This is a genomic window from Streptomyces sp. NPDC001549 (genome assembly GCF_042894025.1).
Taxonomy (GTDB): domain Bacteria; phylum Actinomycetota; class Actinomycetes; order Streptomycetales; family Streptomycetaceae; genus Streptomyces; species Streptomyces kutzneri.
On sequence record NZ_JBIAVJ010000023.1, the window covers coordinates 118931 to 143673 of the forward strand.

The following is a 24743-nucleotide window of genomic DNA, read 5'->3' on the forward strand; positions in this document are numbered from 1 at the left end:
ACGGGAGTCGGGCGGCCGGCCAGCAGGGCGACGAGGGCGAAGGCCAGGCGACGGGTCCTCGTGAAGGTCATGGGGACGGTCCTCTGTGGTGTGTCGGGGGAGTGGGCTGGACTCCATTGCGCCTCGCGCGGATCCCCGCGTCACGGCGCGAACATTCGGGGCTTGACGGACCGGCGCACCGTGTTAGGTTAATTCTGTAGTGATCATTACGGAATCTCGCGGGGGACTTCATGAGCAGGACAGCACTGGTCACGGGCGGCAGCCGGGGCATCGGCCGGGCCATCGCCGAGCGGCTCGCCGCCGACGGCGTCACGGTGGTGCTCACGTACGCGAGCGACGAGGCGGCCGCCCACGAGACCGCCCGGCGGATCGCCGAGGACGGCGGCCGGGCCTTCACCCTGCGGGCGGAGCTCGGCAGCCCCGGCTCCGCCGCCGCGCTCTGGGCGGCGTACGACGAGCTGGGGCTGGACGGGGTCGACATCATCGTCAACAACGCGGGCATCGGACTGCCCATTCCACTCGGCGAGATCACCGAGCAGGACTTCGACCGCGTCTTCGCGGTGAACGTGCGGGCGCCGTTCTTCGTGGTGCAGGAGGCACTCGGGCGGCTGCGCGACGGGGGCCGGATCATCAACATCTCCAGCGGCGCCGCCCGCATCGCGATGCCCGAGATCCTCGCCTACGGGGCCACCAAGGGCGCGCTCGACACCCTGACGCTGAACCTCGCCAAGGCCCTCGGCGCCCGCGGCATCACCGTGAACTCGGTCGCCCCCGGCATCGTCGACACCGACGTCAACGCCGGCTGGCTGCGCGGCAACGCCGAGGCCGAGGCGCACGCCGCATCCCTCTCCGCGCTCGGCCGCGTCGGCCGTCCCGAGGACATCGCGGACGTCGTCGGTTTCCTCGCCTCCGACGCCGCTCGCTGGGTGACCGGGCGTGTGGTCGACGCCACCGGAGGCTCCGCGCTCTGAGTTCCGAGCCCCCGGTTAGGCTGCGGTCGGAGGGGATCATGGACATGGAACGATCGCGGCCCGCACGGCTCTTGGGCCACCTCGCGTTCACCGCGGCCGCCGCGTTCGCCGCGGTGGCGGCGCTGTACCTGATCCTCCTGGCCAAACTGGTGTTCACCGACGGCCCCGGCCGCGTGTGCGGGATCGACAGCTGCCCGCGCGGCACGGGCGGCCTCGCGCTCCTCGCCCCGCTGTGCGCCGCCGCCGCGTGGCTGCTGTGGCGGACGCCGAGGAAACGCGGCCACGGCCGCGCCCCGGTGCACGTCCGGGTGATCGCCGTCTGCGTGGCGCTGGCCGCGCCGGCCCCCGGCTGGCTGGGCTTCGAGTACGCGCGCGGCCCGCACATGGACCTGTCCGGGTGGCAGGAGGCGGTGCATCCGGCGGCGGCCCCGGTCGGCGTCTGGGCGCCCAGGCCCGGAATGCTCGTACGGGCCCGGACCGACGGCCTCGTCGCCTACAACGGGGAGGGCCGCAGGGGCTGGCGGCTGCCCGCCCCGGAGCGTACGCCGCTCTGCGCGCTCAGCCGGACGACCCCGTCGGGCATCGGCCTCCTCACCTACGGGGAGAGCCCGGGGGCGTGCGGCTCGCAGGTCGTCGCCGTGGACCTGGCCGACGGCCACGTCGAGTGGACCCGGGACGCCGGCCGGGCGCTGGTGGCCGCGGCCGGCGCGAGCGCCGTCGTGGCCGACCGAGACACGGTGACCGGCCTCGACCTGCGCAGCGGCACGGAGCGCTGGCGGGTCCCGATACCCGCCGACTGCACGGTGAAGGCCGTCGACGGCTCGGAGCGACACGCCCTGTACGTGGAGGAGTGCGGCGACGCCGCCCGGATCACCGCCGTCGACTCCCGTACGGGTACCCGCGCCTGGCAGAGCGCGCTGCCGACGGCGAGCCGGCTGCGCGAGGTACGGGTGCTGTCCGCCGTCCCGCCGGTCCTGCGCGTCACGGAGACCGCGGAACGCGGCATGGACGCGGTGCTGCTGCTCGACGACACGGGCCGCGTGCGGGGCTCCGTACCCGCCTCGGGCCCGGACGGGGACCTGCTGTCCGAGCCGTCCCCGCTGCTGACCGGGGACACGCTGGTCACCGCGGTGAAGCAGGGGAAGAAGAACGGCGTGTCCGCCTACTCCCTCACCGACGGCCGTCGCCTCTGGCAGGCGGGCGCCGGCGACGAGGAGGTCCGCGGGCTGGCCCCGACCGGCCCGGGAGAGGTCGGCGTGGTGACCTCCGGCCGCTGGTGGACGTACCTCACCCACCGCGGCCTGGCAGACGGCAGGGGCCGGGCGGAGCCCACGGTCCTGCGCGACCTGCCGCTGGGCGAGCGGTTCGCGTTCTACCCCGGCCCGCCCGGCTCCTACGTCTTCGTCAATCTGGACCGCAAGGGCCTGCTGCCGCCGATCTTCGACATGGATCCGGTCTTCGGCTGGTGACGGCGGCCGGCCGACGTCACGGCCCGGCCGCGCGGAAGAGGGCGAGAAGGGCCTGGGCGGGCGGCGCGTCCGCGTGGAAGAACTGCGTGGCCAGGGCGGGCGGGACCGCCGGTCCGTGCATGCGGACCTCGTGGCAGCTGAAGCAGAACGCCGCCTCGAAGAGGACCAGTTCGAGGGAGTCCTCGTAGCCGCGGATGCTCCATCCCGGAGAGAAGCCGCAACGGTGCCGACCGCGGCCCGGCAGGGTCCCGATGAGCGCCAGGGCGTCGGTCACCTCGCTCCCGGACCAGTGGGCGACGGTCCTGCCCGGGTACGGGGCGCCGTTCTTCGCCGGGAGGGCGGAGATCCGTACCACCTCGATCAACGCGGTACCGGTCAGGACTTCGGCGGGGAGCTGCATGGGCACAGTGTCCCCGCCGACCGGATCGAGAGGTCAGAACCTCTCGACCTCCTTGCCCTCCGGGACCTCGTAGCAGCCGGAGACGACGGTCAGGCTCAGCTTCGGCGGGTCGTTCTTCTTCATCTGCACGACGCTGACGCCGTACTTCTTCTCTCCGTTGTCGGCGGTGAGGCTGAGGTTCTTGTTCTGGCTCGTGTCGGGTCCGTACCGGGCGACCTTCCAACCGTGCGCGGGGAGCGCGGCCTTGAGCCGTTCCATCGCCTCGTCGAGCCGGTCGTCCGAGGCGGGGTGGAAGCTCCACGGGTGGAAGACCTGGAAGTACCTGGCCGGGTCCCTGCCCGGGCACTCCGTGACGCCGGCCAGCCCTTCGGACGGCTTCCCCTCGACTCCGGTGAGGCCGCGAAGCTCGGCCGACACCTTCTCCACCGCGGCGGCGGCGTCGCGCGAAGTACTGGTGCCCGCGAGGGGTATCCCGTCGGAGCCGGGGTCCGCGTCGCCGGATCCGGTCAGGCCGCATCCGCCGAGGGCGGTGAGGGCGAGGGCGGTGAGGGCGAGGGACACGACGAGCACCGCAGCGCCCTGCTTGATCTTCAACTCGGGTGTCTCCCCCGTCGGTCGGCCGGCCGGACCGGGGGCCTGACCGCGGGCGCGACCGCGGGTCACACGCCCGAGGACCCCCACCCCCAGTATCGGCCGGAGACGTTGCTGCCGGTCGCCTGACCGTCCTCCTCGATGGACTCGACGTCCGGCATCGATTCCAGGGCCGTGAGCTGCTCGGGGCTCAGCCGGGCCGAGAAGCCGTGCAGGACGGAGCGGAAGACGTGGACGGGGGTGGCGCCGACCCGGTCCGCCACCTCGGCGGGGTCGCTGTCCTCGCGCACGGTGACGATGTACGTGGCGTGATCGGCGGCGGGAGCCGTGTGCGGTACGGGTTCCGGCACGTCGGCGGTGGCCGCGGCCACGGGCAGTACGGAGACGGCGGCCAGTACGGCGACGGCCACGGGCAGGGCTCGGCTCAGACGGATGCGCATGGACCGAGGCCATCACGCGCTGCGGGGCAGGTCAACGAGGTCCGGGGGTGTCCGGGGGTGTGGCGGGGGCATGGGCGGCGCACCGGCCGTGCGCCCCCCTGAGGTGGCGGCGGACCGTACGGGTGATCTTGTTACGGGCGCCACGGGGCGTACGGGCCGGGGAACGGTCCTGACGGCACAGGGGGATGATCCTTTCTGCAGTGCGGGCGGCGGGCGTACCCGCGGCGGCGGCGGACGAGCGGCCGGGCGGGGGTGAGGCTTCAACCCGCCGAGAGGTGGGACCGATGGAACGTCGGGCCGCCCCCGCAGGAGCACGTGATGCCGCAGGGGCGGCTCACCCATGCCGGCCTTCCACCCCGCCAGGGAGTTCCTTCCATGCGCCTGCTCGCACGAGTGACGACCGCTGCCCTGCTCACCGTGACGCCCGCCCTGGCCGGCACTGCCTCGGCCGCAGCCCCGGAGCCGACCCCGGCCCCGCTGATCGCCTCGGCGAACGCCGTGCCCGGCCAGTACATCGTGACCCTCGACAAGGGTGTGGACGCGGTGAAACTGGCCAAGACGCTGGGCGTGCAGCCGACCTTCACCTACGGCAGTGCACTGAACGGCTTCGCCGTCCCGCTGACCCCGCTCCAGCTGACGATCGTCCGCAACGCGCTCGGCGTGAAGTCCGTCGAACAGGACACCAAGGTGTCCGCCCCGTCGTCCCGGTCCCGTGACGACGGTGCCTCCACCCTCGGCGTGGCCTCGTCCTGGGGCCAGGACCGGATCGACCAGAAGCAGCTGCCGCTCGACAACAGCTTCACCGTCAACGGCAACGGCGCCGGGGTGACCGCCTACATCCTCGACACCGGTATCGACTACACGCACACCGAGTTCGGCCCGCGCGCCACGTTCGGCTACGACGCCATGCCCGACGCCGCCACCCAGAAGGGCCTGGACTGCAACGGCCACGGCACGCACGTCGCGGGCACGGTGGGCGGCAAGACGTACGGCGTGGCGACCAAGGTGAACCTCGTCAGCGTCCGCGTCCTCGGGTGCGACGGCCAGGGCACCTACGCGGGGATGATCGCGGGGATGGACTGGGTGGCCAAGAACGCCAAGCAGCCGGCCGTGCTGAACGGCTCGCTGGGCGGCTCGCTGTCCAAGGCCCTCAACGACGCTGCCACCGCGCTCAGCGATGCGGGCGTCCTGCCGGTCCTCGCGGCGGGCAACGAGGCGAAGGACGCCTGCCAGGTCTCCCCCGCGTCCGCGGAGAGGGTGGTGACCGTGGCGGCGAGCAACCGCTACGACGAGGAGACGGACTTCTCCAACTGGGGTACGTGCGTCGAGCTCTACGCACCCGGCGAGGAGATCGTCTCGGCGAAGCTCGGCGGAGGCAGTATGAGCGAGAGCGGTACGTCCATGGCCGCCCCGCACGTCACCGGCGTCGTCGCGCTCTACCTGCAGGCGCACCCGACCGAGACGCCGGGGGCGATCGCCGAGTTCATCGACGAGGAGTCCGCCAAGGACGTCCTGTCCAAGGTCAGCAAGAGCTCCCCCAACCAGCTGCTCAACACCGGCGGTCTCTGACCCGGTCCGGATACGGGCGCCCGGGTGCTCGTACGAGTGAATCTTCCGAGGCTGTCCGATCGGGGCGAGGCCCCGACGGCAGCCCGGAATGACCCTTTCTGCACCGGGTTCGAAAGCCCTCCCGCCGCCGCCCCGGGATATCCGCCAGGCGGAGGCGGGCGGCTCAAGTCCTCTTCGGTCCGGACCCGATGAAGGTGAGGGCCGCACCCGCGGAGGACTCCAGACCGCGGGGGCGGCTCCCCCACGCCGATCTACCACGCACTTCAGGGAGTTCCCTTCATGCGTCAGCTCGCAGCCCTGACCGCCGCAGCCCTCCTCGCACTGACACCCGTCGCGGCCGGCGCGGCTTCCGCCGACACCCCGGAGCCGACCCCGGCGCCGCTCCTCACGTCCGCGGACGCCATCCCGGGCAGCTACATCGTCACCCTCGACCAGCAGGTCGCCCCGGCGGCGTTCGCGAAGCGGCTGGGCCTGGCGGCGAAGTTCACCTACACCAAGACGATCAACGGCTTCGCGGCGTCCCTCACGGCGGAGCAGCTGAAGTCGGTTCGTGCGACGCAAGGTGTGACGTCTGTGTCGGAGGACGCGATGGTGACCGCGCCGCCGACCCCCGCGAACGGGATCGGCACCAAGTCGCCCGCCCACTCCTGGGGTCTGGACCGCATCGACCAGCGGTTCCTGCCGCTGAACAACGACTTCAGCGCCAACCGCAGCGGTCAGGGCGTGACGGCGTACATCGTCGACAGCGGCATCGACTTCCGGCACCCCGAATTCGGGGGCCGCGCGCAGGCGGGCTTCGACGCGATCGGGGACGGCCGCAACGGCGCGGACTGCAACGGCCACGGCACGCACGTCGCGGGCACGGTCGGCGGTGAGACGTTCGGCGTGGCGCGCAAGGTGAGCCTGGTGAGCGTCCGGGTCCTCGGGTGTGACAACCGCGGTTCCTGGGCGGGCATCATCGCCGGCTTCGACTGGGTGGCCAACAACATCCGGCAGCCCGCCGTCCTGAACGCCTCCCTGGGCGGCGGCCGGCTCGAAGCGGTCAACACGGCCGCGACCGCCGTGTCCGACCGGGGCGTGCTGCCGGTCATCGCGGCGGGCAACGACAACATCGACGCCTGCCGGGTCTCGCCCGCGTCCGCCGCGCGCGTGGTGACGGTCGGCGCGACGAACCGCTTCGACGAGGAGACCGACTTCTCGAACTGGGGCACCTGCCTGGGCCTCTACGCCCCCGGCAAGGACATCATCTCCGCGCGTCTGGGCGGCGGCAGCGTGGCCCTGAACGGTACGTCCATGGCCGCGCCGCACGTCGCCGGTGTGGCCGCGCTCTACAAGTCGGAGCACCCGAACGCGCTGCCGGCGGAGGTGTCGGACTTCCTGGACGAGGTGTCCACGAAGGACATCGTCCAGAACCTCAGCGACGACAGCCCGAACAAGCTGCTGTTCACCGACGGTCTCTGATCGCTCAGAGCGCCGCGACGAAGGTCGCCCAGGCCCGTGCGTGGAACACCACGTGCGGGCCTTCGGGCTGCTTGGAGTCCCTCACGGGGACGAGGCCGGGGTGGCCGTCGGCCACTTCGAGGCAGTCGCCGCCGCTGCCGCCGCTGTGGGTGGACTTCCGCCAGGTGGCCATCTCCAGGCAGTCGCCGCCAGTGCCGTCGCTGTAGCTGGACTTGTGCCAAATGGCCGCTGACAGGTCGTACTCAGGCGTGCTGGTCATGTTCGTAATCCTCCGCCACGGACTCGATCAAAGCCAGTGATTCGCTGGGTGACAGCGCGCCGGCCGTGAGGAGATCGTAGGTCAGCGAATGGCGTGTCACGGTTGCCGGATCGTCCAGAAGCACCCCTATGTCGTTGCCCTGGACGTACGCGAGTGGGGGAGCGTCCTCGAAGGTCATCAGCTTCAGGGTGCCGCCCATGGACGAGTGGGCTCCGGCGCTGAAGGGCAGGACCTGCACGAAGATCCGGCGTGCCCGGATCAGGGCTGCGATGTGGCGTAGGACTTCGGCCATCACTGCCCGGCTGCCGACGACTCGTCGAAGGGCCGATTCGTCGAGTACACACCAGAACAACGGGGTTGTTGGATCGCTGAGGACACCGGCCCGGTCCAGCCGGTTCTGCACCAGTTCGGAGATGACCTCCTCGGTAGCTGTTGGCTGGTAGGCGATGAAAACAGCCCGGGCGTATGCCTTCGTTTGGAGCATCCCGGGTAGCGCCAGGGGCGCGTACTCCCGGATCGTCTTCGCTTCCGCCTCTGCTTCAGCGGCCTCCGCGAAGTGGTTCGGGTACTTCGACTTGGCCAGCGCCCCGCAGTTACGGGCGAAGAAGCCGCCGGTGCCGAGGATCTCGTCGATCTGCTTGGCGAATTCCAGGTGCATACGACGCGTGCCCGCTTCGAGCTGGCCGATGAACGACCCGCTGACGAAGAGCCGTTCGCCGAGTTCGGCCTGGCTCATGCCCGCGCGTTCGCGCGCTACGCGCAGTTCCGCGCCCAGGAGGGCGCGGGGTGAGGAGGAGGGATCGAGGTTCTTCCGTGCCATGGCAACTCCCTGAGCAACATGTGCGGTTGTTGCGGGGTCCGCACTTGAAAGGCTAGTGAGCGCGTCGCCACTCTGTGTGAAGAAGTCGGATACTCAGAGTAGAAAGGTGACATGTCATGGTGCTCTCCCCACAGGAGCGCATGCAGGCGGCCGAGGAGGCCGTCCAGCAGCTGCGGGAATCCCTCGCCGGGGTCGGGGTGCTGTTCCCCTCGCTGGACGTGGAGCGGGTCTCGGCCGCCGGTACGTACGGCCTGCCGCTGGTCGACCTCGGCCGCTGCAACCTGGACACCGCGCTCCGGCTGGCCGCCGTACTGCACGAGCGGGCGGCGGGCGCGTGAGCGAGTCCGTGGAGGCGGTGAACTTCGCCTTCGAACTCGGCTGGAAGCTGCGGGGGCTGGAGACGGCCCTGGCCAGTGGCGCGTGGAGGCGTGGAGGCATGGGACTGTCCGTGCGCGTGCAGGGCGAAGAGGGCGGCACGCTCTGGACGGCCGTCGGGGACGACGGGGAGCGGCGGGAGGCGCGGACGGCCGCCACTGCGGACGAGGCGACCGCGCTGGTGCAAGAGGCCTTCGGGCTGACCGCGTGGCGCCCCAAGCCGCCTCCGCCGCCGGGGTGGCACCGGTTCACTCTGATCCATTGCCCGGTGGGGGAGTCACCGAGCTACGAGCGCATCGAGGCGCGGCCGCCGCAGGGGTGCGTGGTCGAGTACGTCGGCGGGTACTTCGGGCTGCGCTGCGAACGGCCGGGGGCGCGGCTGCTGGATGCCGTCGCCGAGACCTGCCGGGAGGTCCGGACGGAGCACGGGCTGCTCATGTCCGACCTCGGCATCGAGAAGCTGTGGGAGTGGTCCGAGGACGGTACCGACGGCTGGGGCGCGGAGATCGTGGGCCAGCTGCTGCTGATGGCCGCCGAGCGCGGGCCGAAGCTCGGCTACGGCGTCGATGACCTGGTGCGGTTCTTGCGTACTGCCGCGGGCTGAGCCGTATTCAGCTTCAGCTGGTGATGCGTTCGCCGTCGTACGTGCCGCCTACGCAGTTCCACACGCCGGTGGCGGAGTCGTACTCCACGGTTCCCCCTCTGTGCTCGCACAACGGTCCGGAGACAGTCGGTACGGCGCCCTGTGCAACGGGGACCGTGGCGCCGAAGGCGGCCAGTACGAGGGCGGCGGTGACCGCAAGAATTCGAGTACGCATGGACTCCTCCGGGGGTCGAGCGACATCAACACGTCAACACCAGCCTCCCTCTGCGGCGGGTCGGGCGCACCCTGGTGGGGGGCGCACAAAGGGGCGCACGAGGGGCGCCGCTCGCGGTCGAGCGGCAGGCTGGTGTTATGGCGAACACGCCCGAGGTATCCGTGGGGCCGCCTGGAGACCTCGGCTTGCGGCCGGTTTCGGTGGGCGGCAGGCGGGTCGGCAAGGCTGGGTCCCTCAAGGAACTCCGAAAAATCCTGGATCGTGCTGGTGTGGAACCGGGGCACGAGATCCACTGGCTCGGCGGAGACCACACCGTCTGGCCGGACGTGGCGTGGGTGCGGCGAACCATTTGCTTCTTCATGGTCGTCGGCCTCCTCACAACGGCATGTCCGCTCTTCCGGATCGGACTGTCGGACAGCGGCGATGCCCTCACGTACGCCGGACGGATCGCGGGACTCACCATCCTCGTCGTGGCCGTGGTGGAGATGTCGGCCGCCGTGGCCGCCATCGACTACTGGACCAAGCGTCGGTGGCATTACTCGGGAGTGGTCGTTCTGGTCGGAGTCGTGATCTCCCTCCTCTGTAGCGTCGCCCTGCTCCTGCTGCAGATCGGCGAGCGGTTCACGGGTTACACCGAGGTCGGGATAGCCCTCGGTGTCTGGTCCTCGGTGGCCCTGTACGGACTTCTCAAATGCGGGGCGTGGAAGGGGCTCCGCGTTCCCAGGAAGGTCGCGATCGGGTTGATAATTTCCACCCTTCTCGCCACCGCCAACCTTGCGTATTCGCAGATCTATGTTCCCTTTGTGACGATGCCGCTGATCCAAAGTGGGGCCGAGTTCAAGGAGTCGAACATGGAGAAGGGGTCGCAGCGGGTGTATGTGACGGTGCATCTATTCGTTAAGAACGCCGGCCAAGTGCCCGTCTACGTCCTCGGCAGCATCTACTGGGTCCATGGCGTGCCTGCGAGTAGCAAGTTCGACGCCAAGCCTGCCGCGGCCGACTTGATTTACGATGGCGATTTCGTCTCGCCGGTCGGCCGCGTACTGCATCCAGGGGAAGAGATTGCCCAGGACGCGGTCATTGAGATAGACGGTGCGGTTCCTCACAAGTACGAAGCGGTCAGGGCCCGGACCGAGGTGTACGTGATCAGGAAAGACAGAATGAGGCTGACCGCGAAATACGAGCGCTCCAGGATGACGGAGAAGGAGATCAAGGAGGACTGCCAGCCGGGGGATCCGGCCGATGCGAAGTACAGGTACCGGACCGGGATCTCGAACAGCAGCGAAGTCCTGAACGTGACCCGCGGCCCACAGCGCATCACCCTGTGGAGGACCGGCGGCAAGAATCCGCACGTCATTGTGGATGTGTCGCCACCGGATGAACGGATCCCCTTCGACCCCCGAAACCCCAGCAAAAACGAAGAGAAGGCCCGTGAACGGTACGGTCTCTCGCCGGTGCGCGGCTCCACGGCGGAGACGCCCTACACAGAGCTCCTGGAAAAGGCCAGCGCCACCGAGAAGGGCGCGACCCCGCCCTCGCCTTCGACCGTGAGCCCGACTCCGACCGCGACCCCGACTCCGACCCCGTTCCAGCCACCGCTCCAGCCCCGGCCCCAGGCCCGGTGACCCCCTCTCACACCGGGGCGTCGGTACGCAGGCGGGCGTGCAGGTGCTCGTCGTGCCAGCCGTCCGCGTGCAGGAGGGCGCCGCGCATGGTGCCCTCCAGGGGGTAGCCCGCCTTCGTCGCGATGGCGCACGAGGCCGGGTTGGCCACCGAGTGGGTGATCCGTATCCGGTGCAGGCCGAGGTCCTCGAACGCCCAGCGGGTGACGCGTTCCGTGGCCGCCACCATGGCCCCGCGGCCGCGCCCGGCGGGCAGCAGCCAGTAGAGGATCTCGCCGCTGCCGCCCGCGAGATCGAGGTCGCCGATGCCGATGAGCCCGACGGCCGGGGCTCCGCCGGCGGGGGCGACGGCCCAGATCGCGGCCTCCTCGTCCTGCCAGCGGGCGTGCCAGCGGGCGATCCGCTCCTCGGCCTCGGCCGGGGTCAGGAGGGCGGGCCGGTTCCAGTGCCGGATGTCCGGGTCGAGGCAGGACTCGACGAGCGCGGGGACGTCGTGGGCCGCCCAGCGGCGCAGCAGCAGGCCGCCCGGCAGCTCGAACTCCGGCTGCGGCAGGGCGCGCATCCGGCCGGCGGGGACCACGGGAGGTATGGAGTTGATCATCCCTGCATCATGACGGACCGCTCGGCTATGCGGGGATCCGTTCCTTCGGGGGTGTTCCGGTGGTGGCCGTCGTGGTGTCCGGGGCCTGGTCCGGGCCGGTGTCGGTGTCGAGGTCGGTCAGCATCTGGCGGGTGAAGCCGAAGAAGTAGGTGGCGGTGAAGCCCGCCAGGTAGCCGACCAGCAGGCCGCCCGCGTAGATGGCGAGGGTGATGCCCGCGCCGGAGCGGCCGTCGAGCAGGGGGAACAGGGCCCAGCCTGAGGGGCCGATGGCGGTGGAGCCGAAGGCGACGCCCAGTTGGTGGAAGAGGCCGACGAAGGCACCGCCGGCCGCGCCGCCGATGCAGGCGGTGACGAAGGGGCGGCCGAGCGGCAGGGAGACGCCGTAGATCAGCGGTTCGCCGATGCCCAGGAACCCGGCCGGGAGCGCTGACTTGATGGTGGCGCGGAGCGAGACGTTGCGAGGGAGGCGGTAGTAGACGGCGATGGCCGCGCCGACCTGGCCCGCGCCCGCCATGGCCAGGATGGGCAGCAGGACGGTGTAGCCGTCCTGCTCGATGAGGGTGGTGTGGATGGGGATCAGGGCCTGGTGCAGGCCGAGCATCACGAGGGGGAGGAAGAGGCCGCCCAGGACCAGGCCCGCGAAGGCGCCGCCACTGGCGAGGAGCCAGTTGGCGAAGGTGCCGATGGCGGCGGAGGCCTCACCGGCGAGGTACATCAGGCCGAAAAGGGTGACCAGGCCCGAGATCAGCACGGTGAGGGTGGGGGTGATCAGGACGTCCAGGGCCTCCGGGACCCACCTGCGGCACCACTTCTCCACGTACACGGCGAGGAGGGCGGCGGCGAGCGCGCCGAGGACGCCGCCCTGGCCGGGCTTGAGCTCCAGGCCGAAGGCGTCGATCTTCGCGACGCCCGGGAAGACGATGATCGCGGCGACCGCGCCGCCCAGGACCGGCGTACCGCCGAACTCCTTGGCCGTGTTGTATCCGACGAAGACCGCGATCAGGGACATGAAGCCGGATGCGATGGCGGCGAGGGCGGGGACGACGGCGGGCACCCAGCCGAGATTCGTCAGCAGGCCGTTCAGCCCGGCGATGATGCCGCAGCCGATCAGTGCCGGGATCAGCGGAACGAAGATGTTCGCGATGCGGCGCAGGAACAGCTTGAAGGGCGTGGCGTTCCGGGCCTTCTGAGCCTCCTTCAGCGCCGCGCCCTGAGCGGCGAGGTCGTCCGCGGTGATCCCGCCGGAGGGCTGGGCCGCCGGGGCTGCCGGCGTGGCCGAGCGGGCCTCCTCGACGAGTGCCTCGAACTCCGGGGTCACGCGGGCGACGGCGCCCGGGCCCAGCACGATCTGGTAGGTGTCGTCCTCGACCACACCGAGGACCGCCGGGAGGGCGCGCAGGGCCTCGTCCTGGACCAGCGAGCGGTCGCGCAGCGAGATGCGCAGGCGGGTCATGCAGTGCGCGATCGAGGTGATGTTGTCCGGGCCGCCGACCAGCGGAAGGATCGCGGCGGCGGTGGCGCGGTTCTTGTCAGTGGACATGGGGGATCGCCTTGGCTCGGGGGTCAGCGGGTGTGGGCGAGGGCGCGTTCGAGGGCGGCGCGCAGGTGGCCCTGCGAGGCGGCGAGCAGCTCGGCGGCGGTGGGGCCGTCGACTCCGCCGAGGACGACGAGCACGGCGTTCTTCACCTCGCCGCCGGTGGCGGTCAGGGCGGCCTCGATTTCCTCGTCGGGTGCGCCGGTGGCCAGCGCCACGATGCGGCGGGCGCGGGCGTGCAGCTTCTCGTTCGAGGAGCGCATGTCGACCATCAGGTTCCCGTACGTCTTCCCGAGGCGGATCATCGTGATGGTCGAGATGAGGTTGAGGACGAGCTTCTGCGCGGTGCCGGCCTTCAGGCGGGTGGATCCGGTGAGGAGTTCGGGTCCGACGACGACCTCGATGCCGTGGTCGGCGGCCGCGGCGAGGGCGGATCCGGCGTTGCAGGAGAGCCCGACGGTGAGGGCGCCGCGGGTACGGGCGAACTCGACGGCGCCGATCGCGTACGGGGTGCGGCCGGAGGCGGAGATGCCGACGACCGTGTCGTGCGGCCCGATGTCCAGCGCGGTGAGGTCCTCGGCGGCCAGCTCCTTCGAGTCCTCGGCGCCCTCGACGGCCTTGACCATGGCGGAGGGGCCGCCCGCGATCAGTCCGACCACGTCGGCGGGGTCGGTGTTGAAGGTGGGCGGGCACTCGCTGGCGTCCAGGACGCCCATCCGGCCGGCCGTGCCCGCGCCCGCGTAAACCAGCCGCCCGCCTTGGGCCATCCGCTCGGCGATCGCGTCGACGGCGGCGGCGATCCGGGGCAGTTGCGCGGCGACGGCGGCCGGGACGGTGGCGTCCTCGGCGTTCATGGTGCGGGCGATGTCGAGGGTGGACAGCCGGTCGATCTCGGCGAGGTCCTGGCGGAAGGCCTCGGTGGTGAGGGTGTCCAGCTGGGCGCGGAGTTCTTCGTACGCGGTCACGTGGCTCCCTGGCGGGTGGCGGGTGGCGGGCGGCGGGTGGCGGGTGGTGCGCGGGCTGAGCTGCAAGATCGGGGCTCCGCCCCGGACCCCGCTCCTCAAACGCCGGAGGGGCTGGAACACCGGGGCTCCGCCCCCGGCTCCGCTCCTCAAACGCCGGAGGGGCTGGATGTGGCGGGGCTGGACTTGTGGCGGTGGGCGAGGGCTTCGTAGGAGGCGGCGAGGGCGGGGGCGGCGGTCTCGTAGTTCTGCTGGGCGACGCCGACGAAGAGGCAGTCGACGACGAGCAGCTGGCTGGTCCGGCTGGACATGGCGGCCGGGCGCAGCTGGCTCTCGCGGGCGGCGGAGGTGGTCAGTACGAGGTCGGCGTGGCGGGTGACGGGGCTGTTCGGGCGGCCGGTGAGGGCGAGGGTGGTGGCACCGCGCTCGAAGGCGGTGCGCAGCGGTTCGATCACGTCGCCGGTGGTGCCCGAGTGGGTGATGGCGACGGCGACGTCGCCGGGGCGGAGTTGCACGGCGCCCGTGACGGCCAGGTGGGGGTCGCTGTGGGCGTGGGCGAGGAGGCCGATGCGCAGCAGCTTCTGGGCGAGGTCCTGGCCGACGAGGGCGGAGGCGCCGACGCCGTAGATGTCGATGCGGCGGGCGGTGGCGAGCGCGGTGACGGCGGCGGCGAGCTGGGTGAGGTCGAGGGCGGCGGCGGTGTCGGTGAGGGTCTGCGCCTCCTCCTGGGCCAGCTTGGCGACGACGTCCGCGAGCGGGTCGTCGACGGCTATGTCGACGGTGACGGCGGGGGCGGTGCCGGACTCCTGCTGGGCGGCGAGGGCGGCGAGCGCGAGGCGCAGGTCGCGGTAGCCGGGGTAGCCGAGCAGGCGGGCGGTGCGGACGACGGTGGCCTCGCTGGTGCCGGTGTGTGCGGCGAGGGCGGAGACGGTGAGCCGGGCGCATGCGGCGGGGTCGGCGGCGACGGCGTCGGCGACGGCCTGCACGGAGCGGGTCATGGAGGGGCCGAGGCTGCGGATCCGGGCCCGGAGGGCGTGGGGCGGGGGAGCCGGGGCGGGGCTTGCGCCGGGGTCTGCGGCGCGGCCTGAGGCGGGGACGGGGGTGTGGCTGGCAGTTTCCTTCGGGTTCTGGCTCACTCTTGAAATTTATTTTCAGCGCAAGGTCCGGTCAATACGCCATTGGGCCCCCGGAAAGAGGGCCTTCATCGCCGGGCCCTTGCGGGTCCACAATGGGCGCATGGACCACGCGACCCCCCTGGAGCAGGCGCTGCACGTCGCCCGCGCCCTTGTTCTCGCCGACCTCGCCGCCGGCGAGGTCGCCGAAGCCGATGTCGTCTCCCTCGTCGAGGACTCGGTCACGCACCGCCGGTGGTGGGTGGAGCAGTGGCCGGAGGGTGTCGACTACCTTGCCGGACTCGTAGCCCAAGACGTGAAGGACGCGCTGCTGGAGAAGTACGGACGATGGCCGCTGTGCCCGGTCTGCGGCCACGGCGAGCCGCACGCGCTGGACGTGGAGCCGGAGCTGGGACCCGACCCGCACTGGGTGTGTTCGGAGGCGGGTGTGAAGGTGGCCGCGATCGGCGGCCTGGGCCCGGTCTTCGGACTCCGGTGAGCCGCCGGTGACCGTCTACATCGACCCGCCGACCTGGCCGGGCCACGGCCGCATGTGGTCGCACCTGGTCAGCGACATCTCGTACGAGGAGCTGCACGCCTTCGCGGCGGCCATCGGCTGCCCGCCGCGCGCCTTCGAGCGGGACCACTACGACGTGCCCTCGTACCGGTACGCGGACGCGGTTGCCGCCGGTGCGGTGGAGATCGGCAGCAAGGAACTCGTCCGCCGCCTCACCGCGGCGGGCCTGCGCCGCCCGAAGGGCCGGCCGGCGGCGTAGTGGCTTCACCGCGAACGCCGCCACCCACGGCCTGCTCCTCGGCGGGGCGCCCGCCGACCGGTGCGGGGTCGGGCTCGGCCCGTCCCGTCCCCCGGAAGACCGTAGGGGCCGAACTCGCCCTGCCGCGCCCCTGACCTGCGGATATCGTTCGCGCACCGGAGCCCGCGCGCTGGGCCTCCGGTGGCAGGGGCGATCCCAGGATTCAAGACACGGGAGGCAAAGGACCACACCAAACCCCACCCCTCCCGCCCATGGCGCACGCTCACTCACTTGAGTGAAAAACACCAACTTGGCTGGCTTCGGGACGGGTTGCCTGATCTACGCTCAGCGCGACACACCACATCACCGCTGACATACGTCGGCCCCCGCCGGGACTGCAATCCCAGTGCGAGGGCCTGACCACCGAGGAAGTCGAGACCTTCCCGATGGATACCCAGAACACTAGCGCGCGCCCGCACGCCCAGTCCCGTAACGACGGGGAAAACCACCCGTCCCGGCGCACCCGTGCGCGCACACGCTCCGGCGGTGTCATCCACGACAACGCCCGCCACACCACGCGCTTCACCGTGATCGGCAATCACCTCGCCCAGCACGCCGAGCTGTCGCTGCTGGCCATCGGCCTGGCCGTCCACATCCAGTCCCTTCCCGGCGGCTCCCTCATCGACATCAGGACCCTCGCCGCGCGTTTCCCCGAGGGGAAGACCCGGATCGCCGCCGCCCTGCGCGAACTGGAGGCCCACGGCTATCTGCGCCGCACCTGCGAACGCACCAGCAGCGGCCGCGTCGTCACCCGCACGGTCTCCTGCAACCAGCCGGGCCGGTCCGGCGCCACGGACGGCCCGGAGCCGGAGCCGAAACCGAAGCCCAAGCGCCCCGCCCGCCGGGAGGGCGAGCCGCCGCGCCGTGCCCTGCCCGCCGTGCCGCAGCCCGCGTACCCCGCCCCTGACCTGCTTCAGTCCGCCATCGAGGTCCTCGTCGGCCTCCGCCGTGGGGATCCCCGCCTCCTGCTCTCCCTCACGGAGGTCGAGCACCTCGCCCCCGGAGTCGCGGCCTGGCTGGAGCGCGATCTGCCCCCGAGCGCCGTGCACCACGCCCTGACCGCCGACCTGCCGTCGGAGCCCCTGCACCGCCCGGCCGCCCTCCTGGCCCACCGCCTCGCCGCCCAGCTCCCGCCCGTGCCGCCGTTCCGCGCCCGGGACGCACCCCCGGCCGCCAGGCACCCGCTCCACAACTGCGACAACTGCGACCGCGCCTTCCGCGGCCCGGAACCGGGCACCTGCGGCGGCTGCCGCACCAGGCCCGACGCCTACTGCGGGACGTCCCTGAGAACGTCGCCGACCCGATGATCGAATTCACCGCACAGGGGCTGGGCAACCGCCCGGCCAACGAGCTCTGGAGGACCCTGGTGGCCGTGGACCTCTCCTTCTACAAGTCGTACATCTCCGAAGAGATCCGGGACGAAGGCCGCGCCCAGGGCCGCGCCGAGGACCTGCTGATCGTGCTGGAACAGCGCGGCCTCGACGTGCCCGACGACGTCCGCGAACGGATCACCGGCTGCGACGACCCCGACACCTTGCGCCGCTGGCTCACCCGCGCCGTCACCGCCCCGGCAGCCGAGGACATCTTCGACGGCGAATGACCCGGGGCCATGATGGGGCTCCGGCCGGACCACCCGAAGGGCCCGCCGGCGGGCTAGGAACCCGGCTTCGGGGTCGAGGGCGCGGACGGCTCCGGGACGGCGTTGGGCTGGGCCGCCGCCGGGAGCGCCCAGACGTGATCCGGGGTCACGATCTTGGTGACCGTGTTGGCGATGAGGGAGCTCAGGTTGCCGAACTTCCCGTCGACGTCGGAGTTCACCACGATCACCATCGTGGCGCGGGCCTGCGGGAGCCGGACGGCGACGGTCTCGTAGCCGGGCAGCTCGCCGTTGTGGCCGATCCAGCCGTCGAGCTCGGCGATGCCGAGCCCGTAGCCCACGTCGGGGTGCCCGGTGGGCAGCATGCGCAGTCGCTGGGCCTGGGTGCCCGGCTCCAGCAGCCGGTCGCCGTCGGGCAGCTTCCCGCTGACCAGGGTCGGGACCCAGGAGTGCAGGTCGTCCATGGTGGAGATCATCGCGCCGGCCGCCCAGGCCCAGGACGGGTTCCAGGTGGAGGCGTCGACGGTCGCGCCGTCCGGGGTGAAGTTCGTGTAGCCGTGCACGTACGGGGCGGCGATCTCCGCGCCGGTCGGCAGCGAGGTCGCGTCCAGACCGGCCGGTTCGATGACGTGCTGCTCCAGGTAGGTGTGCAGGGGCTGCCCGCCGAGCTTCTCGACGAGCAGGCCGAGCAGGACGGTGTTGGTGTTGGAGTACTCCCAGCGCGCGCCCGGCGGGAAATCGGCGGGGTGCGCGAAGGCGATGTCCAGCAGCTCCTGCGGGGTCCAGGCGCGGTGCGGGTCGGCCTTGTAGCCGGCCAGCATGCGCGGGTCATCGGTGTAGTCGTACAGGCCGCTGCGCATGTCGGCGAGCTGCCGGACGGTGATCTTCTCGCCGCCGGGCACGCCGTCGAGGTACGTCGAGATCGGCGCGTCGAGCCGTACCTTCCCGTCGTCGACGAGCTGGAGGACGGCGGTGATGGTGAACGTCTTGGTGACGCTTCCGATGCGGGTGTGCATGTCGGTCTTGATGGGGACGCCGGTGGCCTTGTCGGCGGTGCCGAAGGTGCGCACGTAAGGGTCTTCGCCGTCGATCCACATGCCGACGCCCACCCCGGGGATGGCGGCCTTGCGCATGGCCGCGGTGATCGCGTCGTCGAGCTGCTCGGCGATCACCGGGTCGATGTCGACCCGGCCCGGCGGGGCGGCCGCGGGGGCCTGGCCCGCGCACAGCGCGGTCAGCAGCAGGGAGGCGGCTGCCAAGACGGTGGGCGTGCGGTACCGGCCCATGGAGGATCTCCTCTGACGCACGTCCCCGAGCGGTCCCCGGCTCCCCGAGCGGACCTTCTCATCGTAGGAAGGCGGGTCCGGGGCGGCGACCGGGACCGCGGTCAGGCGCGGTCAGGGCCCGGCGGTCAGGCGCGGTCAGGCGCGGGCGGGCTCCTCGGCGGGGCTCGCGGTGACGCCGCCGGTGGCGATCACGCGGGTCGCCTGCGGCTGCGTACGGCGGCGGTCCAGGCGCAGGGCGAGCACGGTGAGGGCGATCGCGGTGACGGTCATGGCGGCGCCCGCCCAGGCGGTGGCGGCGAAGCCCAGGCCGGCGTCGATGACGGTGCCGCCGAGCCAGGGGCCACCGGTGTTGCCGAGGTTGAAGGCGGCCGTGGTGGTGGCGCCGGCCAGGGTCGGGGCCGCGCCGGCCACGTTGAACATACGGGCGTTGAGCGCCGGGGCGGTGAAGAAGGCGGAGAAGCCGAGCAGGAAGGCCAGGGCGATCGCCGCGGCGGCGGTGGAGGCCAGCAGGGCGAGCGCGGTGAGGAAGACGGTGGAGGCGGTGATGCCCCAGATCATCACGCCGAACAGATGCGCGTCGGCGACCCGGCCGCCGACGGTGGTGCCGGCGAGCGCGCCGATGCCGAAGAGGCCGAGGATCCAGGGGACCCACCGCGAGTCCAGCCCGGCCACGTCCGTGAGCAGCGGTGACAGGTAGCTGAAGGCGCAGAAGACGCCGCCCGCGGCCAGCGCGGTGATGCCGATGGAGAGCCACACCTGGCGGTCGCGGTAGATGCGCAGTTCGCGCCCGAGCGACGGCTTCTCGGCGGGCAGCGGGATCTTCGGGATCAGCGCCAGGATGCCGGCGAGGGCGATCGCGGAGGCGGCGGCGACCGACCAGAAGGCGGAGCGCCAGCCCAGGTGCTCGCCGAGGAAGGCGCCTGCGGGGACGCCGAGGACGTTCGCGATCGACAGGCCGCCGATCATGACGGCCATCGCGCGGGCCCGCTGGTCCTTGTCGACCATGGCGATGGCGACGGCCGCGCCCACGGCCCAGAAGCCGGCGCAGGCGAACGCGGAGACCACGCGGGAGGCGAAGAGGAGCTCGTACGTGGGGGCCAGCGCGCCCGCGACCTGCCCGAGGCCGAAGAGGCTGATGAGGGCGATGAGGGTGGTGCGGCGGGGGAGCCGCAGGGTGGCCACGGCCAGCAGCGGTGCGCCCACGACCATGCCGATCGCGAAGGCGGATATGAGCAGGCCCGCCTGCGGGATGGTGACGCCCATGTCCTCGGCGATGGGTGGCAGCAGACCGGAGAGCATGAATTCGCTGGTGCCGAGCGCGAACACGGACAGTCCGAGGACGTACACGGCGACGGGCATGCGGGGGCGTGCGGCTGCTGCGGGCATGACTGTCACCAACCAGCGCGAACGCGATCACATTCCCCGGTCGTCGGCGGTGAGGCCGGTGAGGCCGGTGAGTTCCGCGGCGAGGTTGGCGCGGGCCGGGGCCTCCCAGTGCGCGGCTCCGTAGGGCGTGCGGAAGAGCCGCGGCAGGTCGAGGAGCTGGCGCAGGACGGCGGCGCGGCCGGTGCGGAAGGCGTCGTCGGGGACGAAGCCGTACTCGGCGCGGACGGCGGCCGCGTAGGCGGCGTACGCGTCGGGATCCCCGGCCAGGACGGCCAGGTCGGCGTCGCAGAGGGCCTCGCCGTCGGTGTCTCCGGGGGCGGGGTCGTGGGTGACGGTGAGCCGGACGAGGCGGGCCACCTCGGCGGTGCGCGCGGGGTCGATGCCGAGCTCGGGGAGGGCGCGCTCGGCGAGGGCGGCGCTGCGCTCCTCGTTCTCGGACCGGTCGGGGCGGTAGACGGCGTCGTGGAACCAGGCGGCGAGCTGAACGGCGGCCGGATCGGCGGCGTGCGGGGCCAGTACGTCGATCCGCGCGAGTACGTCGGCCAGGTGCGCGGTGGTGTGGTACCGGCGCTGCGGCTCCGCCCAGGCGGTGAGGAGGCGGTCGGCGTAGGGCGCGGGATCACGGTCGGCGGCGGCGCCGGCGGCGGTGACGGTCGCCTGCCAGCGGGCCCGCAGGCCGGCGGTGTCCGGGTGGGTGTCGCTGCTCTGGGTGCCTGTGTCCATGGGCACATTGTGGGGTGGCGTGATTGTGCTGGTGAAGGGCGGGTGGAGGCCCGTATTCTGAATATTGGACTAGACCTATTTCCGGAGTTTTCCCGAGCTTTCCGAAGAAGGATGGGATCGAATGAGCAACCGTGCGCTCCTGGAGGTGATCGCCCTCGACGTGGAGGACGCGGTCGCGGCCCAGGCCGGTGGGGCGGACCGACTCGAACTGGTCACCGACATGGCCGCCGACGGGCTCACCCCGCCGCGCGAGACCTTCGCGGCGATCAGGGCGGCGGTCGACATCCCGCTGCGCGTGATGCTCCGCAAGACGGACGGCTTCGCGGCCGACGACGTCTCCGCGTTGGCCCGGGCGGCACGGGAACTGCGGGCGGAGGGCGCGCGGGAGTTCGTCCTCGGCTTCCTGGACGCCGACGGGGCCCCCGACCTGGCCGCGGTCGAGGCGGTCGTCGCGGAGCTGGACGGCTGCCGCTGGACCTTCCACCGGGCGATCGACCGCGCGGCGGACCGGGACCAGCTGCGCAAGGCGCTGGCCGATGTGCCGGGGCTGGACACGTACCTCACGGCGGGCGCGGCGGCGGGGGTGGAGGCCGGGCTGCCGGTGCTGCTGGCGGAGGCGGGGCGCGGCGGTGAGCCGGGGTACGGGGCGCGGATCCTGGTGGGCGGCGGGCTGACGCTTGCGCACCTGCCGGTGCTGCGTGCGGGCGGGATCGACGCCTTCCACATCGGCGGCGCGGCGCGGCCCTCCGGGTGGGGCGGGCCGGTCTCGGCGGCGGCCGTCGCGCAGTGGCGCACCGCCCTGTCCTGACGGGGTCCGGCGGTCGGGCGTGCCGCCCTGTCCTGACGGGGTCCGGCGGTCGGGCGCGCCGCCGCTGCCGGGGGCTCCGCCCCGGACCCCCGCGCCTCAAACGCCGGCGGGGCTGAAATACCCGGGGCGGAGCCCCGGGAGGGCGGGCCGCAGGTCAGGACAGGGCGGTCGGGAGCGGGGCCGCGTGGAGGGCCGTCAGGCCCGAGACCGCGCGGGTGAGGCAGACGTACAGGCGGCGCAGGCCCGTCCGCTCGTCCGGCTCGCCGTCCACGATCGCCGTGGGCTCGTCCAGGACCACGTAGTCGTACTCCAGACCCTTCGCCAGCGACGCCGGGACCAGCGTCAGGCGGGATTCCGCGGTCGTCTCCTCGCCGGGAGACAGGTACGGCATCCCCGCCTCCGCCAGCGCCTCCGCGAGCACCGGGATCCGCGCGTCCGCCGCGATCAGGCCGATCGACCCCTCGTTGGCCAGAGAGTCACGGCACGCGGCGACCACCGCCGCCGTCAGGTCCGCCGCCTCCTCGATCCGCAGCGATCCCGGCGTCTCGCGGACGGAGGAGACCGGGGCCAGGCCCGGGGAGATCGACGGCAGCAGCCGGGAGGCGTAGGCGATCACCTCGCGCGGCACGCGGAAGCCCGCCGTCAGTTCCTCCAGCACCGCCTGCGGCTTGCCCAGGTGCGTGAGGGCCTCGTCCCAGCTGCGCGTGGCCCACGGCGTGGTGCCCTGCGCGAGGTCGCCGAGGACCGTCGCCGAGCCCGTGGTGCAGCGCCGTCCCACCGCCCGGTACTGCATCGGCGACAGGTCCTGGGCCTCGTCGAGGACCACGTGGCCCAGCGAATGCGTCCGTTCCACCAGGTCGGCCGCCTCGTCGATCAGCACCAGGTCCGCCGCCGACCACTTCGCCGACTTCACGCTCCGGAACGGCTTCGGCCACAGCAGCAGCTTCTGCTCGTCCTCGGTGAGCACGTCCGCCGCGTGCAGCGCGAGGAACTCGGGGTCGGACAGCAGCCGCAGGACCAGCTTCGCCGGTTCGACGGCCGGCCAGATCTCCTTGACCGCCGCCTTCACCGCCGCGTTGCGGGCCACCGCGTCCTGCACCCGGTCGTCCGGGGCCTCGCCCGCCTGCTCCATCCGTACGAGCACCGCGTGCGCGATGCGCTGCGGCAGGGCCTCCCTGGCCGCGCCGTAGCGGATGTCGCGCTTCTGCAGCTCCTCGACCATCTCCTCCAGCTCGTACGCGGGCACCCGCCAGCGGCGCGAGCCGCGGACCACCATCAGCGGCTCCGTGGGGCGGGTGACGTGCGAGCGGACGGCGCGGTTCAGTACCTCCGCCATGCGGGCGTCGCCCTTGACCACGGCGGTTTCGGCGGCGTCCGTGCCGCGTACCTCCAGGCCGGCGCGGGCGACCAGGTCGTCGACGGTGGCCTGCTTGACCTCCAGCTCGCCCAGGGCCGGCAGGACCTGCTCGATGTAGTGCAGGAAGGAACGGTTCGGCCCGATGACGAGCGTGCCCGTGCGGGCGAGGCGGTCGCGGTGCGCGTAGAGCAGGTACGCGACCCGGTGCAGGCCGACGGCGGTCTTGCCGGTGCCGGGGCCGCCCTGCACGCAGACGGAGCCGGTCAGGCCGGAGCGGACGAGTTTGTCCTGCTCGGGCTGGATCGTCGCGACGATGTCCCGCATCGGGCCCACGCGCGGGCGCTCGATCTCCTGCTGGAGCAGCTTGCTGACCGCGGCCGCCTCGCCGGGGTCGGACAGGTGCTCGTCCTCGTACGCCGTCAGCTCGCCGCCGGTGTACCCGAAGCGGCGGCGCAGGGAGATGTCCTGCGGGTCGGTCTTGGAGGCCCGGTAGAACGGCTGGGAGACGGGCGCGCGCCAGTCGATGACCATCGGGTCGCCGCCGGCGTCGTGGACGTGGCGGCGGCCGATGTAGAACTGCTCGCCCTCCGCACCCTCGGCGAGCTCCGCGCCGGGTGCGTGCAGGTAGTTGAGGCGGCCGAAGAACAGCGGGGTGTGGGCGAGGTCGGCGAGGGCTTTGATGCGGTCGTCGATCTGGGCCTGGAGGACGATCGCGTTGACCCAGTTCGCGGTGACGTCGCGGATGTCGAGGGACTCGACGTCCGCGCGCATGGCGCGCAGGGCGGAACGCGAGGCGGTGAGGTGGGCCCGCTCACGGCCCAGCGGGTCGGTGGGCGCCGCCGGGTCCGCCGCCGGGTCCGCCGCCGGGTCCGCGGTCGGGTCCGCCGTCGGGCTCGCGGTCGGGTCGTCTTGCGTGGTCTCGGGGGCGTGCGCGGGCACGGAACTGCCTCCAGCTGCTGGATGCGGAACAGATGGCCCGCCGGTTTCCGGCCGGAGGGCGGCTCTCCCCAATGAGGCGGCGGGAGGCGGCAAGAGCGGAGATTCTAGCCACCGGGGCGGTGCGACGCGAACGAATATCGAAGGCGCGGATCAGGGGATCGTGAGGGAGGAGAGGAGCTGCTGGTGCATCTCCTTCAGGTCCTTCTCCTTGGCCTCGGGACCGTAGGTCAGGGCCATGACGAGATGGTCGTCGTCGGAGATGAAGCGGATGGAGCCGACCGCGGCCCCGTCGGCGTCCTCGCCGGAGAGGCTCGCGTCGAGGGCCGGACGGCCGTCCACCGTCGTCTTGCGGACGTTGTCACTGGTCAGGGTCCCGCCGCCGGTCAGGCCGTACGCGTCGATGAAGCCCTTGAGGGCGTCCTCCAGCGGGATCCGGTCGCCCGGCATGTCGTAGACGGCGAAGCCGGTGGCTCCGCCCGGGGTCTCCACCCCGTACACGCGGGCGTCGACCGACCCGCCCTCCATGGGGACGGCACCCATGCGGACCTCGGCCTTTCCGGGTAGCTCGGCCGTGATGCCGCTGGGGGGATCGGTGGCCTTCACCGCGCCCTGGGCGGGCTGGGTGGGTGTGGGTGTGGGTGTGGGGGCGGCAGCGATAGCGACCGCGGCGGCGTGTGCCGGGGCGGCGAACGCGGTGGCGGACGGCAGCAGCGCTCCTGTGGCGAGGGCTGTCGATGCGGAGAGCAGCGCGAGGCGCTGCGTCCGGGAACGGTGGGTCATGCGGATCACTCCCCTGGCGTGGTCGCCGGCACCGCGGACCTTCCCAGG

At 72.2% G+C, this 24743-nt stretch carries 26 protein-coding genes and 1 pseudogene; 12 read left to right on the plus strand and 15 right to left on the minus strand.

The features are described 5' to 3' along the window. The first annotated feature begins 230 nt into the window (after positions 1-230). A complete protein-coding gene (locus tag ACFY04_RS31465) occupies positions 231-971 on the plus strand; it encodes an SDR family oxidoreductase (RefSeq protein ID WP_389121936.1) in 741 nt (246 codons plus the stop codon). A 38-nt stretch (positions 972-1009) separates the two neighbouring features. Further along, complete coding sequence (locus ACFY04_RS31470; RefSeq protein WP_389121939.1) at positions 1010-2440, plus strand: PQQ-binding-like beta-propeller repeat protein; 1431 nt, start codon at positions 1010-1012, stop codon at positions 2438-2440. A 16-nt stretch (positions 2441-2456) separates the two neighbouring features. Here the strand turns inward: ACFY04_RS31470 and ACFY04_RS31475 are convergent, their stop codons facing one another. The 3 genes from ACFY04_RS31475 to ACFY04_RS31485 form a co-directional block, all read right to left on the minus strand. Beyond that, positions 2457-2840 (minus strand): hypothetical protein, encoded by a 384-nt coding sequence (locus ACFY04_RS31475; protein ID WP_389121941.1) that lies wholly within the window; start codon positions 2838-2840, stop codon positions 2457-2459. A 33-nt stretch (positions 2841-2873) separates the two neighbouring features. Further along, a complete protein-coding gene (locus tag ACFY04_RS31480) occupies positions 2874-3434 on the minus strand; it encodes a hypothetical protein (protein ID WP_389121943.1) in 561 nt (186 codons plus the stop codon). 65 nt (positions 3435-3499) lie between these two features. Beyond that, positions 3500-3871: a protease inhibitor I9 family protein gene (locus ACFY04_RS31485; RefSeq protein WP_389121945.1), complete on the minus strand. Its 372-nt coding sequence runs from the start codon at positions 3869-3871 to the stop codon at positions 3500-3502. Positions 3872-4246: 375 nt separating this feature from the next. Here ACFY04_RS31485 and ACFY04_RS31490 point away from each other — a divergent pair, with 375 nt between their 5' ends. Next, a complete protein-coding gene (locus ACFY04_RS31490) occupies positions 4247-5440 on the plus strand; it encodes a S8 family serine peptidase (protein WP_389121946.1) in 1194 nt (397 codons plus the stop codon). Positions 5441-5719: 279 nt separating this feature from the next. Continuing rightward, positions 5720-6901 carry a S8 family peptidase gene (locus ACFY04_RS31495; protein WP_389121947.1) on the plus strand — a complete coding sequence of 394 codons (1182 nt, stop codon included), beginning with the start codon at positions 5720-5722 and terminating at the stop codon, positions 6899-6901. Positions 6902-6905: 4 nt separating this feature from the next. Here the strand turns inward: ACFY04_RS31495 and ACFY04_RS31500 are convergent, their stop codons facing one another. Then, positions 6906-7160 (minus strand): DUF397 domain-containing protein, encoded by a 255-nt coding sequence (locus ACFY04_RS31500; RefSeq protein WP_389121950.1) that lies wholly within the window; start codon positions 7158-7160, stop codon positions 6906-6908. Beyond that, the gene (locus ACFY04_RS31505) at positions 7144-7980 is read right to left on the minus strand and encodes a Scr1 family TA system antitoxin-like transcriptional regulator (RefSeq protein ID WP_389121952.1); all 837 of its coding nucleotides are present in this window, start codon (positions 7978-7980) and stop codon (positions 7144-7146) included. Before ACFY04_RS31505 ends, ACFY04_RS31500 begins: the two co-directional genes overlap by 17 nt. Positions 7981-8096: 116 nt before the next feature. Here ACFY04_RS31505 and ACFY04_RS31510 point away from each other — a divergent pair, with 116 nt between their 5' ends. Beyond that, positions 8097-8318 carry a hypothetical protein gene (locus ACFY04_RS31510; protein WP_314251933.1) on the plus strand — a complete coding sequence of 74 codons (222 nt, stop codon included), beginning with the start codon at positions 8097-8099 and terminating at the stop codon, positions 8316-8318. After that, complete coding sequence (locus ACFY04_RS31515; protein WP_389121954.1) at positions 8315-8959, plus strand: hypothetical protein; 645 nt, start codon at positions 8315-8317, stop codon at positions 8957-8959. The genes ACFY04_RS31510 and ACFY04_RS31515 overlap by 4 nt, the downstream gene beginning before the upstream one ends. A 13-nt stretch (positions 8960-8972) precedes the next feature. Here ACFY04_RS31515 and ACFY04_RS31520 read toward each other — a convergent pair whose 3' ends face one another. Beyond that, entirely contained in the window at positions 8973-9173 is a 201-nt protein-coding gene (locus tag ACFY04_RS31520; RefSeq protein ID WP_389121956.1) for a hypothetical protein, read from the minus strand. Between the two features lie 137 nt (positions 9174-9310). Between ACFY04_RS31520 and ACFY04_RS31525 the strand changes: the two genes are divergently transcribed. Continuing rightward, entirely contained in the window at positions 9311-10798 is a 1488-nt protein-coding gene (locus tag ACFY04_RS31525; RefSeq protein ID WP_389121959.1) for a hypothetical protein, read from the plus strand. Positions 10799-10805: 7 nt separating this feature from the next. Here ACFY04_RS31525 and ACFY04_RS31530 read toward each other — a convergent pair whose 3' ends face one another. The 4 genes from ACFY04_RS31530 to ACFY04_RS31545 form a co-directional block, all read right to left on the minus strand. Beyond that, complete coding sequence (locus tag ACFY04_RS31530; RefSeq protein ID WP_389121961.1) at positions 10806-11396, minus strand: GNAT family N-acetyltransferase; 591 nt, start codon at positions 11394-11396, stop codon at positions 10806-10808. Between the two features lie 25 nt (positions 11397-11421). After that, complete coding sequence (locus ACFY04_RS31535) at positions 11422-12936, minus strand: PTS transporter subunit EIIC (protein WP_389121964.1); 1515 nt, start codon at positions 12934-12936, stop codon at positions 11422-11424. A 23-nt stretch (positions 12937-12959) separates the two neighbouring features. Continuing rightward, complete coding sequence (gene murQ / locus ACFY04_RS31540; RefSeq protein WP_389121965.1) at positions 12960-13895, minus strand: N-acetylmuramic acid 6-phosphate etherase; 936 nt, start codon at positions 13893-13895, stop codon at positions 12960-12962. Positions 13896-14041: 146 nt separating this feature from the next. Then, on the minus strand, positions 14042-15028 hold the full coding sequence (locus ACFY04_RS31545; protein WP_389121967.1) for a MurR/RpiR family transcriptional regulator: 987 nt from the start codon (positions 15026-15028) through the stop codon (positions 14042-14044). A gap of 100 nt (positions 15029-15128) precedes the next feature. Between ACFY04_RS31545 and ACFY04_RS31550 the strand changes: the two genes are divergently transcribed. The 4 genes and pseudogenes from ACFY04_RS31550 to ACFY04_RS31565 all read left to right on the plus strand — a co-directional run. After that, the gene (locus ACFY04_RS31550; RefSeq protein WP_389121968.1) at positions 15129-15503 is read left to right on the plus strand and encodes a hypothetical protein; all 375 of its coding nucleotides are present in this window, start codon (positions 15129-15131) and stop codon (positions 15501-15503) included. A 7-nt stretch (positions 15504-15510) separates the two neighbouring features. Continuing rightward, a complete protein-coding gene (locus ACFY04_RS31555) occupies positions 15511-15780 on the plus strand; it encodes a DUF4031 domain-containing protein (RefSeq protein ID WP_389121970.1) in 270 nt (89 codons plus the stop codon). A 425-nt stretch (positions 15781-16205) separates the two neighbouring features. Beyond that, positions 16206-17126, plus strand: a complete 921-nt coding sequence (locus ACFY04_RS31560; protein ID WP_389121971.1) for a helix-turn-helix domain-containing protein — start codon at positions 16206-16208, stop codon at positions 17124-17126. Then, a pseudogene (locus ACFY04_RS31565) lies at positions 17090-17419 on the plus strand (hypothetical protein); the annotation flags it as partial. The gene ACFY04_RS31560 and the pseudogene ACFY04_RS31565, both read left to right, overlap by 37 nt. Positions 17420-17472: 53 nt before the next feature. Here the strand turns inward: ACFY04_RS31565 and ACFY04_RS31570 are convergent. The 3 genes from ACFY04_RS31570 to ACFY04_RS31580 form a co-directional block, all read right to left on the minus strand. Further along, a complete protein-coding gene (locus tag ACFY04_RS31570) occupies positions 17473-18702 on the minus strand; it encodes a serine hydrolase domain-containing protein (RefSeq protein WP_389121973.1) in 1230 nt (409 codons plus the stop codon). Between the two features lie 135 nt (positions 18703-18837). Then, complete coding sequence (locus ACFY04_RS31575; RefSeq protein ID WP_389122018.1) at positions 18838-20061, minus strand: Cmx/CmrA family chloramphenicol efflux MFS transporter; 1224 nt, start codon at positions 20059-20061, stop codon at positions 18838-18840. A gap of 54 nt (positions 20062-20115) precedes the next feature. Beyond that, positions 20116-20811, minus strand: coding sequence for a hypothetical protein (locus tag ACFY04_RS31580; RefSeq protein WP_389121974.1), 696 nt, complete (start codon positions 20809-20811; stop codon positions 20116-20118). 121 nt (positions 20812-20932) lie between these two features. On the opposite strand from ACFY04_RS31580, the gene ACFY04_RS31585 reads away from it, so the two are divergent. Next, positions 20933-21619 carry a copper homeostasis protein CutC gene (locus ACFY04_RS31585; RefSeq protein ID WP_389121976.1) on the plus strand — a complete coding sequence of 229 codons (687 nt, stop codon included), beginning with the start codon at positions 20933-20935 and terminating at the stop codon, positions 21617-21619. Positions 21620-21773: 154 nt separating this feature from the next. Here the strand turns inward: ACFY04_RS31585 and ACFY04_RS31590 are convergent, their stop codons facing one another. Both ACFY04_RS31590 and ACFY04_RS31595 read right to left on the minus strand, forming a co-directional pair. Further along, positions 21774-23747, minus strand: a complete 1974-nt coding sequence (locus ACFY04_RS31590; protein WP_389122021.1) for a HelD family protein — start codon at positions 23745-23747, stop codon at positions 21774-21776. A gap of 318 nt (positions 23748-24065) precedes the next feature. After that, a complete protein-coding gene (locus ACFY04_RS31595; protein WP_389121977.1) occupies positions 24066-24695 on the minus strand; it encodes a hypothetical protein in 630 nt (209 codons plus the stop codon). Between the last annotated feature and the right edge of the window lie 48 nt (positions 24696-24743).

Excerpts from the sequence above, each read along its gene's own strand:
- ACFY04_RS31465 (WP_389121936.1), top strand. The coding sequence starts at position 231 with ATGAGCAGGACAGCACTGGTCACGGGCGGCAGCCGGGGCATCGGCCGG.
- ACFY04_RS31470 (WP_389121939.1), top strand. The coding sequence starts at position 1,010 with ATGGACATGGAACGATCGCGGCCCGCACGGCTCTTGGGCCACCTCGCG.
- ACFY04_RS31475 (WP_389121941.1), bottom strand. The coding sequence starts at position 2,840 with ATGCAGCTCCCCGCCGAAGTCCTGACCGGTACCGCGTTGATCGAGGTG.
- ACFY04_RS31485 (WP_389121945.1), bottom strand. The coding sequence starts at position 3,871 with ATGCGCATCCGTCTGAGCCGAGCCCTGCCCGTGGCCGTCGCCGTACTG.
- ACFY04_RS31490 (WP_389121946.1), top strand. The coding sequence starts at position 4,247 with ATGCGCCTGCTCGCACGAGTGACGACCGCTGCCCTGCTCACCGTGACG.
- ACFY04_RS31495 (WP_389121947.1), top strand. The coding sequence starts at position 5,720 with ATGCGTCAGCTCGCAGCCCTGACCGCCGCAGCCCTCCTCGCACTGACA.
- ACFY04_RS31500 (WP_389121950.1), bottom strand. The coding sequence starts at position 7,160 with ATGACCAGCACGCCTGAGTACGACCTGTCAGCGGCCATTTGGCACAAG.
- ACFY04_RS31505 (WP_389121952.1), bottom strand. The coding sequence starts at position 7,980 with ATGGCACGGAAGAACCTCGATCCCTCCTCCTCACCCCGCGCCCTCCTG.
- ACFY04_RS31510 (WP_314251933.1), top strand. The coding sequence starts at position 8,097 with ATGGTGCTCTCCCCACAGGAGCGCATGCAGGCGGCCGAGGAGGCCGTC.
- ACFY04_RS31520 (WP_389121956.1), bottom strand. The coding sequence starts at position 9,173 with ATGCGTACTCGAATTCTTGCGGTCACCGCCGCCCTCGTACTGGCCGCC.
- ACFY04_RS31525 (WP_389121959.1), top strand. The coding sequence starts at position 9,311 with ATGGCGAACACGCCCGAGGTATCCGTGGGGCCGCCTGGAGACCTCGGC.
- ACFY04_RS31530 (WP_389121961.1), bottom strand. The coding sequence starts at position 11,396 with ATGATCAACTCCATACCTCCCGTGGTCCCCGCCGGCCGGATGCGCGCC.
- ACFY04_RS31535 (WP_389121964.1), bottom strand. The coding sequence starts at position 12,936 with ATGTCCACTGACAAGAACCGCGCCACCGCCGCCGCGATCCTTCCGCTG.
- ACFY04_RS31550 (WP_389121968.1), top strand. The coding sequence starts at position 15,129 with ATGGACCACGCGACCCCCCTGGAGCAGGCGCTGCACGTCGCCCGCGCC.
- ACFY04_RS31560 (WP_389121971.1), top strand. The coding sequence starts at position 16,206 with ATGGATACCCAGAACACTAGCGCGCGCCCGCACGCCCAGTCCCGTAAC.
- ACFY04_RS31570 (WP_389121973.1), bottom strand. The coding sequence starts at position 18,702 with ATGGGCCGGTACCGCACGCCCACCGTCTTGGCAGCCGCCTCCCTGCTG.
- ACFY04_RS31575 (WP_389122018.1), bottom strand. The coding sequence starts at position 20,061 with ATGCCCGTCGCCGTGTACGTCCTCGGACTGTCCGTGTTCGCGCTCGGC.
- ACFY04_RS31580 (WP_389121974.1), bottom strand. The coding sequence starts at position 20,811 with ATGGACACAGGCACCCAGAGCAGCGACACCCACCCGGACACCGCCGGC.
- ACFY04_RS31585 (WP_389121976.1), top strand. The coding sequence starts at position 20,933 with ATGAGCAACCGTGCGCTCCTGGAGGTGATCGCCCTCGACGTGGAGGAC.
- ACFY04_RS31590 (WP_389122021.1), bottom strand. The coding sequence starts at position 23,747 with ATGCGCGCGGACGTCGAGTCCCTCGACATCCGCGACGTCACCGCGAAC.
- ACFY04_RS31595 (WP_389121977.1), bottom strand. The coding sequence starts at position 24,695 with ATGACCCACCGTTCCCGGACGCAGCGCCTCGCGCTGCTCTCCGCATCG.